The 13,801-nt window shown below is 39.5% G+C and carries 8 protein-coding genes and 2 rRNA genes; 9 read left to right on the top strand and 1 reads right to left on the bottom strand.

Features of this window, described 5'->3' with window-relative positions; genetic code table 11:
* The first annotated feature begins 18 nt into the window (after positions 1-18).
* The 6 genes from BV60_RS0111530 (at position 19) to BV60_RS0111505 (ending at position 9,414) form a co-directional block, all read left to right on the top strand.
* Entirely contained in the window at positions 19-1,662 is a 1,644-nt protein-coding gene (locus tag BV60_RS0111530; protein ID WP_051656686.1) for a glycoside hydrolase family 43 protein, read from the top strand.
* 254 nt (positions 1,663-1,916) lie between these two features.
* Positions 1,917-3,434: an ABC transporter substrate-binding protein gene (locus BV60_RS0111525; RefSeq protein ID WP_029321929.1), complete on the top strand. Its 1,518-nt coding sequence runs from the start codon at positions 1,917-1,919 to the stop codon at positions 3,432-3,434.
* Positions 3,435-3,588: 154 nt separating this feature from the next.
* Positions 3,589-4,506: a carbohydrate ABC transporter permease gene (locus BV60_RS0111520; protein WP_029321927.1), complete on the top strand. Its 918-nt coding sequence runs from the start codon at positions 3,589-3,591 to the stop codon at positions 4,504-4,506.
* Between the two features lie 13 nt (positions 4,507-4,519).
* Positions 4,520-5,446: a carbohydrate ABC transporter permease gene (locus tag BV60_RS0111515; protein WP_242840976.1), complete on the top strand. Its 927-nt coding sequence runs from the start codon at positions 4,520-4,522 to the stop codon at positions 5,444-5,446.
* Positions 5,447-5,688: 242 nt separating this feature from the next.
* Positions 5,689-7,332, top strand: a complete 1,644-nt coding sequence (locus BV60_RS0111510; protein WP_051656685.1) for a methyl-accepting chemotaxis protein — start codon at positions 5,689-5,691, stop codon at positions 7,330-7,332.
* Between the two features lie 174 nt (positions 7,333-7,506).
* The gene (locus BV60_RS0111505) at positions 7,507-9,414 is read left to right on the top strand and encodes a diguanylate cyclase domain-containing protein (protein WP_197029553.1); all 1,908 of its coding nucleotides are present in this window, start codon (positions 7,507-7,509) and stop codon (positions 9,412-9,414) included.
* 92 nt (positions 9,415-9,506) lie between these two features.
* Here the strand turns inward: BV60_RS0111505 and BV60_RS0111500 are convergent, their stop codons facing one another.
* Entirely contained in the window at positions 9,507-10,433 is a 927-nt protein-coding gene (locus BV60_RS0111500; RefSeq protein ID WP_029321920.1) for an ArsR/SmtB family transcription factor, read from the bottom strand.
* A 187-nt stretch (positions 10,434-10,620) separates the two neighbouring features.
* Here BV60_RS0111500 and pyk point away from each other — a divergent pair, with 187 nt between their 5' ends.
* The 3 genes from pyk to rrf all read left to right on the top strand — a co-directional run bounded on the left by pyk (position 10,621) and on the right by rrf (position 13,646).
* Positions 10,621-11,610, top strand: coding sequence for a pyruvate kinase (gene pyk, locus BV60_RS0111495; protein ID WP_029321918.1), 990 nt, complete (start codon positions 10,621-10,623; stop codon positions 11,608-11,610).
* A 310-nt stretch (positions 11,611-11,920) separates the two neighbouring features.
* Positions 11,921-13,465: ribosomal RNA gene (locus BV60_RS0111490) — 16S ribosomal RNA — on the top strand.
* 63 nt (positions 13,466-13,528) lie between these two features.
* Positions 13,529-13,646, top strand: a 5S ribosomal RNA gene (gene rrf / locus BV60_RS0111485).
* The last annotated feature ends 155 nt before the right edge of the window (positions 13,647-13,801 follow it).

Below are 13,801 nucleotides of genomic sequence, written 5' to 3'. Positions count from 1 at the left end.
CACTTGTAAGGAGTAATGATGAATATAAAGAAAATTACAAACGATGTAGCTAAAGCAGTTTGTGTATGTGCAGCTATGGGCATGATGTCAGGTTGCGCGGAACCGGGCGTAATTAACGATGGCAAAGCTGATGATATCAGAGACGTAAATACAGAAAGTGCTGCGAATACTTCAGATTCGCAGGGAGATAAAGACGTGAGCAATAATGAACTAAACGAAAGTGATATCAAAAAAGGTGTCTATAAAAATGCTGTTAGCTGTCATGATCCGCAAATTATTCTGGCAGACGGAACATACTATATGACGGGGAGTCATCAGATTCTTGCTAAATCTGATGACCTTAAGAACTGGAGCTATATAGGAAACGGAAATAATGTATTCGACAATTTGTTTTCCGGGAATCTCCCTGCTTTTTCATATGTAGGAAAAAATGAGGAGGGTGGATATTCTGTTTGGGCCGCTAACACATTTTATAATGAGACAATGAAGAAATATGTTATGTATTTTTGTACTACTTCTTCTTATATAAAATCTAATTTATGCATGGCTGTTGCTGATGAACCCGGTGGGAAGTATTCATATACAGATACAATTCTTTACTCCGGCTTTTCAAATTCTCATGCAGCAGAGACAGACATATATGATGTACTGGGGGATGATGCGGATATCTCCGAATATCTGAAATATGGTGGTTATGATAATGAAAGATGGCCAAACTGCATAGATCCGGCAGTATTTACGGATGAGAATAATAAAATGTGGATGGTTTACGGATCATGGTCAGGCGGAATCTTTTTGCTTGAGCTGGATCCGGCAACAGGTAAAACAATTCACCCTATAGCCGAAGCAGCAGAAGGCGGGGAAGATGCACCAGATCCCTACTATGGTTATAAGCTTGTAGGTGGTGGACATCATGCTATTGAAGGACCTTTCCTTACATATTCAAAGGAATCCGGATACTATTATCTTTTCCTTTCCTACGGAGGTCTTACCAGTAATGGAGGGTATCAGATCAGACAGTTCAGAAGTGAGAATCCTACAGGTCCTTATGTAGATGCCGCAGGAAACAGACTGGGTAACGAAGAGAACTATATGAGTTATGGGCTCAAAATGATGGGAAATTATACACTTCCGAGCCTTTCGGTTACTTATATGGCACCTGGCGGACAATCTGTATTCCAGGATGAAAACGGTGAATACTATATTGTGTATCATCAGAGATTTGACGATGGACAGGAATTTCATGAACCCAGAATACATAAGCTTTTTATGACAAAGGACGGATGGTTTACTGCTGCTCCTTTTGAATACACGGGTGATGAAAGTACCACTTCGACGTGTGATAGCACCAATATATCTAAAGACCTGCTTGAAGGAACTTTTTATATTCTGAATCATGAGCTTGAAGTGAATGAGTTTGTAAATAAACCGGTCAAGTGCAACTTTTTGGATGGAAATATTTCGTCCGGGGAAAGTGAAACTATTGATGGTGCCTCTTACGAACTTGAGGAAGGAACGCCGTACATCACGATTACCTTAAACGGGCAGGATTATGAAGGCTGCGCATTCACTATGACTGACGAGGCAGGAAACAATACTTTGTGTATATCTGCAAAAGGCAGCGATAACAAGACAATTTGGGCTGTAAGATATGTGAAGTGATATGCTCCGGCCAAAAGCATTAATACGGAATTTTTTATAAACCGTGAGCACAAAATAGCAATTTTGTAAATAGAAGATAGCAATATTTGATAAGTTTGTTTAATTATACAAAAAGTATTTTATGTTTTTATTAAAATCGACAAAAATGTAAAATTGTTTACAAAAGACTAAAATAATTATTGACGATGTAAAGTGGTTTGTTTAAAATCACTATATAAGTTAGTCACTTAGACAAGTTTTTAGGAGGATTTAACATGAGAAGGAAATTTTTAGGTATTGCAATGGCAACAGTTATGGGGCTTAGTACAGTGACAGGTTGTGCTACAACAACTGTTGAAGAAGCAGGGGAGGCTGAGACAACAGCAGAAGAGAAAACAGGAGATACTACAGAAACTACTGAAGCAGGTGAAACTGCAGATGCTGCAGAAGCTGAGAGTACAGATGGATCATCATCCGATTCACTTACCGGAAACGGTGATAAGACACTTCACGTATTCCTTTACATGCAGGAGCATGAAAAGAAAATTTATGAGGATCTTGTAAAACAGTTTGTAGACGAACATAAGGATGAAGTAAAGGAAGTTGTATTTGAGGTAACAACACAGGATGAATACAATCAGAAAATGATTGCTAACATGACAGCTAACGATATGCCTGATGTATTTTATGTAGGACCTGCAGCTGTTCGCTCTTATGTAGACAATGGCTATGTTCTTCCTCTTGATGATTATATCGATGCTGACACTATGAAGAGTGTGTGGGGAACAACACAGGAAATATATCGTTATGATGGAACTAATGTAGGAAGTGGTTCACTTTATGCACTTCCAAAGGATCTTTCCTGCTTCGCATTTGCTTACAACAAAGATCTTTTTGATGCAGCAGGGCTTGAATATCCTGATCCGGAGAAACCGTATACTTACGATGAATTCATAGAAGTTTGCGAAAAACTTACAATTGATAAGGACGGCGATGGTGAAATTGATCAGTGGGGCGTTGCAAATGCTGACCAGTTTGGTATGACACCTTTCCTTTACTCCAATGGTGTTAAGTTCCTTAACGATGATATGACAAAAGTTAATGTTGCTAATAACGAGCCGCTTAAGGAAGCACTTACATTCTACACAGATCTTACTAAGAATGGTCTTACTCCTTCAGTAGAGCAGGATACAGCACTTGGCGGATACCAGAGATGGCTTGATGGACAGGTTGCATTTTATGCATGTGGTACATGGGATGTGGCTGCATTCATGGATGATGCTACATTCCCTTATAAGTGGGATCTTTGCGGATGGCCTGTAGGACCTTCAGGTGATGGCAGATCACATACATGGATGGGATCAGTTGGATATTGTGTATCAGCAACGACAGAGAACCCTGACCTTGCAACTGCTCTTATTTCAAAGCTTTCAACAGATGTGGATGGACAGAAGGCTGTTTCAGGTATTACAACAGGCGAATCAATCCAGCTTCCTAATATTACAGAGCTCGCATATGGTGAATTCAAGGATGCTGTAAACAGCGGCAAGGTTCCTTATGCTTCAAATGTAGATGTTATTTTCGGATACTTCGATGGCAACGACCACTACGAAGCAGCTCTTCAGGAAACAGATTATACATACAATGCTGAGTGGTTCACACCTTTCTGGTCAGGCGTATTTAACATCAAGAATGGTGATATTTCCGTTGAGGATTATTTAAATCAGGTTGAACCTGAAATGCAGGAAGCACTTGACGAAGCAATTGAGCTTCAGAATTCAGCAACAAACTAACAGTAATATTCTTTTATACCTGGAAAAATAGAGCTGAAAATGATTCTTCCTCCCCCTTTTAAGGGGGAGGAAATCAGCTGAAAATAATGATGAGGGTTAGCACAATCAAAAGTTCCATAGGGCAAGACGGAACTTTAGTATTAAGGAGTACATAATGGCATCAAATAAAGTTAAAGTTCGGATGTCTGCGATGGCAAAGAGAGAAGAGAGATGGGCATGGCTGTTTATTGCAGCACCTTTTGTGGGATTTATGCTTTTTATGGCATACCCCATTGTATTTGCTCTGGTTGCCAGCACAAGCAAATGGACAGGCATAAACTCATTACTGGGAAACATAGTTGGCCTTAGAAACTACATTAAAATAATTAATGATTTAAAATTCTGGAAGGCAATGGGAACAACAATAATTTACATGATAGGTATTCCCATAGGCATGATTCTTGGAATATTGGTAGCAATGGGACTTAACCGTAAAATTCCGGGCAAGAGAGTACTTACTACAATGTACTATGTTCCGGTTGTATCATCACTTGTTGCGGTTTCAATCCTTTGGGCATGGGTATTCAACTATGATTATGGCCTTCTTAACGGAATATACAAAGCACTGACCGGTTTGCATGGTCCCAACTGGCTTGGTGATGAGACTATGGTTAAGGTTTCACTAATTATATTCATGGTTTGGAAGGGGCTTGGAGGAACAGTAATCCTTTACCTTGCAGGCCTTCAGAATATCCCCAGAGACTATTACGAAGCGGCCATGATCGATGGCGCCAATGGATGGGAAAAATTCAAAAACATCACATTGCCTCTTTTATCACCTGTAACATTCTACATTCTGATAACCTCACTAATAGGTGGCTTCCAGGTTTTTGTAGAGGTGCAGGTAATGACACCTTCAGGTGGACCAAACTACAGCGCAGCAACAGTTGTATTCTATTTGTATGAGAAAGCGTTTACAAACGGGCAGCTTGGTTATGGAAGCGCAGTAGCAGTAATACTTGCAATAATAATATTCATTATCACGGCCATTAACTTCTGGGGTCAGGATAAATGGGTTAAAACAATAGAGTAAGGAGGTGTGACAGATGGAATTAGCATTGAAGACTAAATCAAATATGACTCAAAGCTCACAGAGAAGAGCAAAGTCAAATGCAAAAGATTACCAGACAGACCGCGTCACATCTTCTAAAGAGAAGATGATCAACATTGTCGTCTTTGTTTTACTCTTTGCATTTGCAATAACAATGGTGTTTCCGCTTATTTATATGGTGGCAACCTCATTTATGACAAAGAATCAGATACTTTCAGGCTCACTTACATTATTCCCGAACCCGATACTAATAGGAAAGTATAGCCAGGTTCTTAGCAAAGGACAATTTATAAGCGGCATTATAAATACTATTTCAGTTGAGATTCCCGTTCTTTTGATTGGAGGATTTACATCATCACTTGCTGCATTTGCCTTTGCAAAAATGAATTTCAGAGGTAAGAATGCATTGTTTCTTGCTTTGCTTGCAACAATCATGATTCCCTTCGCTGTAGTAATGATTCCGCAGTATGTACTATTTACAAAGCTTGGATGGACAAATTCACTTGCTCCTCTTATTATTCCGGGATGCTTTGGAAATGTCGGTATGATTTTCTTCCTTAGACAGAATCTTTACAGCATACCCTCAGAACTTATGGATGCAGCAAAAATCGATGGCTGTAATTACTTTGAGATTTATTACAAAATATTCCTCCCGCTTATGAAGGGGGCACTTGGAACACAGCTTATGCTCTGGTTTATGGGTATTTGGAATGACTATCTTGCTCCAACAATTTTCCTTAGAAGTGAGAAACATTGGACTCTTCAGGTAGTTATCAGATCCTTTAATTCATATTATGCAATCCAGAGCGATTATGCACTTATAATGGCAGCATCAGTAATAGCGATGCTTCCGACATTGGTTCTGTTCTTCATGTTCCAGAGAGTTATTATTGAATCAATCGCTATAAGCGGAATTAAATAATTAAGTAATATTACTTACGATATAAAAAAACGACAATCATACGGGTTGTCGTTTTTTTATATGTTTTTAATAAAATCTTTAATTTCTCATAATTCATAAGATGTTGAAAAAAAGTTACAATTAATTTGGAAGCAATTAATTGTAATTACAGATAATTGTAAGGTTTTTGAGGTGCCAAATATTGACTGATATAAGCAATTCATCACAAACGGTACCTGTTAAGTCAAAGTAAGGGGGATTATATGAGGGAAAAAAGAATATCTGTAAGAAGAGAGATACTGTTACTTGCGAGTGCACCTGCAATTTTGATCACAATCGCCATGCTTATTACAGGAATTTTATTTATGCGCAGTGGCATGGAGAGTGAAATACTCAAAGGATTGCTTTCATCGGCTAATACTTATAAAGACATAGCAGTCGGACTTACAGATAGAAATCAGGGAGATAGTGCCATTGAAACAGACTTAAAGCAAAGGACCGGATATGATTTTACATGGTTTGAAAATGATACAAGAAAAAATTCATCTCTTGGAAATTCTGTAATAGGAACAAAGGCTGCGGATACCGTAATATCAGAAGTTTTAAATAAAGGGAATACTTTTACATCTACCAAAACAATGGTTGCCGGAACAGAGTACTTTGTTGCATATGTGCCTGTTAAGGATGATTCGGGAAAAGTTTCCGCAATGGCATTTACCGGAGTGTCCAGACAATCAGTTGAAGAACAAATAACAAAGTCGATTATTTATATGCTTTTGATAAGTGCTGCATTACTTATTATTGGTGTGATCGTGATACTAAAAGCTGCATCAGGTATATCAGGAGCGATTATTGCCATGAATGATTGCGTTGAGCATCTGGCAAAAGGTGTATTCAAAAAGGCGGATAAATATCTTGAAAGAAGAGATGAAATAGGAATAGCACTGAATAATACCAATGAACTTATAGATAAACTCGAATCAATAGTTTCCGATATCAGAGAATCAGCAAGTACTGTCAATACATCCTCGGGTGATCTTTCAGATATGGTAAACAGAATAACTCAGACAACAGAGGATGTATCAACTGCAGTCCAGGAAATTGCACAGGGAGCAACACAACAGGCGGGTGAGGTTCTGACCGCCGCTGAGAATGTTGGAAAGATTGGTGAAGCAGTAGGAAATGTTCAGACTTCCACAGAGGAACTTGATAATCTTGCGGCAAAAATGAAAGAGGCTTCCGAGGTTTCAGGTGGTTCACTGTCATCATTACAGGCATCATCTGAGGAAATGACTGCCAAGATTGATGAAATATCTGAAACAATTCAAAGAACACAGGATGCTGTTAACAGTATATCTGCAAAAGTTGAGGGTATAACAGCGATTGCAACACAGACAAACCTTTTGTCCCTTAATGCGTCTATTGAGGCAGCAAGAGCAGGAGAGGCAGGAAGAGGTTTTTCTGTTGTGGCTGAAGAAATCGGTAAGCTGGCAGAAGATTCCAAGGTCATGGCTGATAACATAAAAAAAGAAATGAGTGTACTTCTTGAAGATTCAGAAGCAGCAGTGCTCGCAGCGGATCATGTAAAACAGGGAAATCTCGACCAGCAGGATGCTCTTGGTAAAACAATAGAGTCCATAAACGGGATGCTGGAAGATATTAAACTAACTGTAAGCGGAGTTGCAACAATCAGTAAAGGTGCAAAGCAATGTGCAACTTCTAAAGATGTTGTGGCAGATACAATGGATACTCTGTCAGCAATATCACAGCAAAATGCTGCCTCATCACAAGAAACAGGTGCATCTATGCAGGAACTTTCAAACACAGTACTTACACTTGCAACTGAAGCAAGCGATCTGAAAAATATTTCCGAAAAATTAAGCAGGGACATGGAATTTTTCAAATAATTACTTTGTTCAGGAAGCTATGACTTCTTGCGTGCGTAATCGGAAATGCCCGCAAGACCCTTGCTTTACAGGGCCATTTTTTCTTCCGGAAAATATCTGTCCATGCCCGGCTTTAGAATTTCTGAAGAAATTTATGAATCTATATATTTTTTAAAAATGGGAAATACAATAATTATGGGAAAAACAAAGAAATTGATTGCCTTCATGGGCGGTATGCTTGATGAAGAAAAGAACAGTAATTTCATACATGAAGTGGAAAAAGAATGCTTGAAACAAGGGTATCTCATGCTTGCTTTTGGTTTTTCCGAGACAACAAATTTTAAGCAGGATAAAAACAACTGTGATCTAAAGCTTATTGAAATTGCAGGACATCTTGAACTTGATGCAATAATAATGCAGCTTGAATTTATCAAGAATAAATATCTTATAGATGCTATTAAAAATCTTGCTAAGAAAAAAGCTATCCCCCTGATAGTAATGGAAAGAAAAATACCAGGAAGCATTAATATTTCGATGCGTTATAAGGAGGGATTTGCTGAAATTGTCAAACATGTAATTAATGTGCATGGATGTAAAAAAATAAACATGATCGCGGGACCTAAAGGGGACCGCTTTTCAGATGAAAGAATAGATGCATATAAGGAGATTCTTCTTGAAAATGGTATTCCGTTTGAACCTGATAGGATAGGTTATGGGGATTTCTGGGACAGACCTGCAAGAGTTGCTTTAAGACAATTTGTAGAAAAGGGAGATCTTCCAGAAGCTATAGTATGTGCAAATGATGCTATGGCTATTGCTGTTTGTGATGAGCTGTCTAAGTTTGGTTATAAAGTACCTGAAGACATAATAGTAACAGGATTTGATGGTGTTAAGAGCGCCCTTTTTAACGTTCCGTCAATATCGACTGTTGAACCAAACTATGCAGATGAGGCAGTTCAGGTAATTAAGCTTATTAAAGAATATGAGAATAATTCAGATGCTGACGCAAGCTATGATGTTGATTTTGTACTGAAAAGGAGAAGTTCCTGCGGATGTTTTAAATCTGAAGATGTCCTGTCACCTGAGGAAATAACAGTTCTTTCTTCCAGCTATTCTGACGTTAATCTGGCGGTAAGAAGTATTAATATGCTTGTATCCAGAACATCCATGCTGGATTCTGTGATCGATCTTTCTAATGTTATAGTTGATACATTATGGATGCGGGAATCAGACTTTCAATTCGTTGGGATTTTCTCGGATATTTTAAAACCCGAAACCGGAGAAAATGTATATGATGATTTCACTACATTATTTCGCTGTGAGAATGGTGAAAGAACCGGAATAGGCATTTCTTATGAGGAAAAGGAATTCATACCTGGATTTGATAAAATCATCGAAAAAAATGATATTAGTGTACTTTTGGTAAGGCTTCTTTACACAGGAAATAAAACCTTTGGTTATGTAGTGGAAGGGACAAAAAACACATCTAACAGAGATATCAGAAGATGTGAAGAGTTCAGCATGTTTTTGTCTACAGCCATTAATGCTGTTTTGACCAATAGAGATCTTGCGGATATGCATCGTGAAATGGAGCGCATCTCTGTACTTGATTATCTCACCGGAATTCCAAACAGAAGGGGATTTTATAATGAATTAAAAAGTATTATTGAGGAACCTTCCAATAAAGGAAAATGTATAACTGCATTTTCAATAGATATGGATAATCTAAAGCACATTAATGATTTCTATGGACATGCACAAGGCGATTTTGCTATACAATGTATGGCTGATGCTATTTTACATTTTTCTTCCAGAAACGGAGTATGTGCAAGATATGGCGGAGATGAATTTGCATGTGCATTGCTTACCGAAAAACCGATAGATTTAAATGCGGATACAGTTCGAAGCAGACTTGATAACGTGCTAACTTCAAGAGACGATGTTGTATCAAAGACATATAAAATAACTGCAAGTGTCGGAAGTGCTCAGGTGATCATAGACGAGAATATTGACATCGATACACTTCTTAGCAAAGCAGATGAAGAGATGTATAAAGATAAAAAAGAAAGAAAACAGGCTGCAGCAAAAAAAACATTCTTCTAATTAATTGTGTTGAATGTGAACTATAAAATAATATGAATAAAAAAAGAAGGCAATGTTGCCTTCTTTTTATATCATTATCAAAACTCTTATGTTTACAAAGCGGGATCAATAGGGCTATATGCAATTTTTACATTAATATCCTGACTGTAATTTCCAAATGTTTTTCCGAAAATAGTAAGACCGCCAACATGCTCGGCATCAGCAGGAACAGCCATCTTGAATTTTATACTACTCTTACTTGTCAGAGCAAAATGATCGATTGTGATATCGGAAATCTGAAGACCATCTATAAAAGTTCCACGATGATTTATAACAAGCATTTTTAGGAGACCATATTGATTCCAGTTAGGAAACCACCAATCAGGGGTGAATATTCCTTTAACATCACCAAAATCCCCGGGAGATACCCATGTTCCCAGAAATTCGCTGTTTAAATAAAAAGAGATATCTGAAGGCCATACATTATTAACACCGGGAGCTTCACTGGAAAGCTCAGCTGAAATGCATATTTCATCAATCTTCTGATTAAAGGGGATAAAATTAGGTACAACATATTCTACATACCCCTTAGTGAACCAAAGAATATCAGCGTTATAACGATCGGGATGAGAAAAATACCTTGTATCATCAACCTGTCCGATAATTTGTGTTGATGAAGCAAGACCACAGGTAGGGAATACATCATAATCAGAAAACTGCCCTACCTTAATATCTGCTGTATATATATTTTCATTGCGTTCTTCATTTTGGATATCTATTAGGATTTTATCTACATGTACGGAACAAATCTTTTGGTTACCATGACCGTTAGTTTCATTGCTGACTGTAATCATGCCGCATTCCTCAAGCTTTCGGATGTGGCTGGTAAGAGCACCGTTTGTGATATTCAGACGGCTTGCGAGCTCGTTCATGTTCATTCCGTTTTCTTCAAGTAAAATCTTGATTATTTCAATTCGTACATCTGAACCGAGAGCTTTGAAAAGGTCAAGTCCCTCAGAAAGTGATTTAATATGAAGCATGGCAACTCCTTTAAATAAATGTAAAATATTTAACATAAATATAATATCATAGGGGCTATATATGTTTCAATGGATTTTCTTTTTCTATAAAGAACTGTTTTTAATATATAATGAATAACAGAAAATAAAGGTTGTGACTTTCTAAATTATTAGTTTTTGATCAAAATTAGAAAGACGAGAGGATAATATGACAGATATCTTTGGAACAATTGGACCTGCATGTAGCAATGAAGAAACAATAAGAAAAATGTTCGAATCCGGAATGACGGGAGTACGATTTAATCTTTCACATTCTATGCTTGAAGATAATGAAAAACTTATAGAAACTGTTAGAAGACTTGGAAAGCAAGCCGGTATTGTGCCTAAGATTCTTATTGATTTGCAGGGTCCTGAACTCAGAATCGGTTCTTTTGAAAAGGAGAAGATGCTTTCTGAAGGTGACATTGTAACCTTTGGAGAAGATGAAATTCCTCTTTCTGGTAATATTTTATGTGCATTGGGAAAAGATATGGAGATACTGCTTGATGACGGGAAAATACTATGTCATGTAGTGGAGAATGATGGAAAAGCAGCTAAAGCAAAGGTTGATAGAGGTGGATTACTGAAAAGCAGAAAAAGCATAGCAATAAAAGATATTGATATAGAAATGAATACACTTACGGATTCTGACATGCAAAATATCAAATGCGCAATTAATAATGGTATTACAGGAATCATGCAGCCATTTGTCCGAGAACGAAGAGATGTAATTACTTTGAAAGATATCCTGAAAAAAGAAAAAGCTTCTAATATAGAAGTGTATTCAAAAATAGAAAACCAAAGAGGCCTGGAGAAACTTGATGAAATAATTTTAGAGTGTGATGAACTTATTATTGCAAGAGGCGATCTGGGTAATGTAGTTCCATTATGGGAGTTGCCGGGTATTCAAAAGAGAATAGCAAAAAGATGCAGTAATTCCAAAAAACGTTTTATGGTAGTAACACAGATGCTTTCTTCTATGGAAAATAATCCGGTGCCTACAAGAGCAGAGGTAAGTGATATATTTAATGCTATTCTTGATGGAGCATCTTCGGTAATGGTAACAGGTGAGACGGCTGTTGGAAAATATCCTGACAAAGTAATAAGCTATTTGAAGAGAACGGTTGAATGTGCAGAGAAATTTCAAAGAAATATTTAGGAAAACTATAGTGAAAATCTGAAGTTACAGGAAACTGGAAATATTTTTAAAAAAAGTAAAATTTCTTGTTGACACATATAGGGGTGAGTGATATATTAAATATCGCTGCGGCGTACGGCAAACATCAAAAAAGCCTGCGAGCCCAGTATTTAAGCACATTGACAATGAAATAGTAATGCAACCCTGAAAATTCCAAAAAGAATATTCAGAGAATAAAACAAACCTAACAAGGTAAAAACGGACAGAACAAAAGCCAAGCTTAAGTTCTGGTCAGACGAACGAGATCAGGAGAGATCCTGATAGAACATTTAAACGTGAGAGTTCGATCCTGGCTCAGGATGAACGCTGGCGGCGTGCCTAACACATGCAAGTCGAACGGAGAATATACGCTTCCGAGACTTCGGTCAAAGATTGTATATTCTTAGTGGCGGACGGGTGAGTAACGCGTGGGCAACCTGCCTCGTACCGGGGGATAACAGTTGGAAACGACTGTTAATACCGCATAAGCGCACGGTGTCGCATGACACAGTGTGAAAAACTCCGGTGGTACGAGATGGGCCCGCGTCAGATTAGCCAGTTGGTGGGGTAACGGCCTACCAAAGCAACGATCTGTAGCCGGACTGAGAGGTCGGACGGCCACATTGGGACTGAGACACGGCCCAAACTCCTACGGGAGGCAGCAGTGGGGGATATTGCACAATGGGCGAAAGCCTGATGCAGCGACGCCGCGTGAGTGAAGAAGTATCTCGGTATGTAAAGCTCTATCAGCAGGGAAGAAAGACCCTTCGGGGAGATGACGGTACCTGACTAAGAAGCCCCGGCTAACTACGTGCCAGCAGCCGCGGTAATACGTAGGGGGCAAGCGTTATCCGGATTTACTGGGTGTAAAGGGAGCGCAGACGGTGATGCAAGTCTGAAGTGAAACCCCACGGCTCAACCGTGGGCTTGCTTTGGAAACTGTATGACTAGAGTACTGGAGAGGTAAGCGGAATTCCTAGTGTAGCGGTGAAATGCGTAGATATTAGGAGGAACATCGGTGGCGAAGGCGGCTTACTGGACAGCAACTGACGTTGAGGCTCGAAGGCGTGGGGAGCAAACAGGATTAGATACCCTGGTAGTCCACGCGGTAAACGATGAATACTAGGTGTTGGGGGACGAAGTCCTTCAGTGCCGACGCAAACGCATTAAGTATTCCACCTGGGGAGTACGTTCGCAAGAATGAAACTCAAAGGAATTGACGGGGACCCGCACAAGCGGTGGAGCATGTGGTTTAATTCGAAGCAACGCGAAGAACCTTACCAGATCTTGAGATCCTGCTGAATACAGAGTAATGTCTGTAGGCCTTCGGGACAGTAGAGACAGGTGGTGCATGGTTGTCGTCAGCTCGTGTCGTGAGATGTTGGGTTAAGTCCCGCAACGAGCGCAACCCTTGTCCATAGTAGCCAGCAGTAAGATGGGAACTCTATGGAGACTGCCAGGGATAACCTGGAGGAAGGTGGGGATGACGTCAAATCATCATGCCCCTTATGATCTGGGCGACACACGTGCTACAATGTCGTAACAAAGAGAAGCGAACCCGCGAGGGGGAGCAAATCCCAAAAATAACGACCCAGTTCGGACTGTAGGCTGCAACCCGCCTGCACGAAGCTGGAATCGCTAGTAATCGCAGATCAGCATGCTGCGGTGAATACGTTCCCGGGTCTTGTACACACCGCCCGTCACACCATGGGAGTCGGAAATGCCCGAAGCCGGTGACCTAACCGCAAGGAAGGAGCCGTCGAAGGCAGGTCGGATGACTGGGGTGAAGTCGTAACAAGGTAGCCGTAGGAGAACCTGCGGCTGGATCACCTCCTTTCTAAGGAAGAGGAAGAAGTAGGGAGTTGCATTACTGTTTTGTTGCCGGTGGCAACAGAAAAATTCCGGTGGCGATGCGAAAAGGGGAAACACCCGTACCCATCCCGAACACGACGGTTAAGACCTTATCGGCCGAAAGTACTATGCTGGAGACGGCATGGGAGGATAGGTGGCTGCCGGATATAAAAAGAAGAAGTTTTAACAGTGATGAGGGAACAGAGGAAGATCCGTTTCCTGATGACTGGTAAAACAGTCAGAAGTCTGTACCTTGAAAACCGAATACTGAAGAAAACATTTTAATCAGAGAATCCGATTAAAAGACATCGAACGGATCTGC

The sequence above is a fragment of the Butyrivibrio sp. AE3004 genome (assembly GCF_000703165.1).
Taxonomy (GTDB): Bacteria; Bacillota; Clostridia; order Lachnospirales; family Lachnospiraceae; genus Butyrivibrio.
Note: the sequence above shows the minus strand (reverse complement) of the source record. Positions and strands in the feature narration are given on the sequence as shown.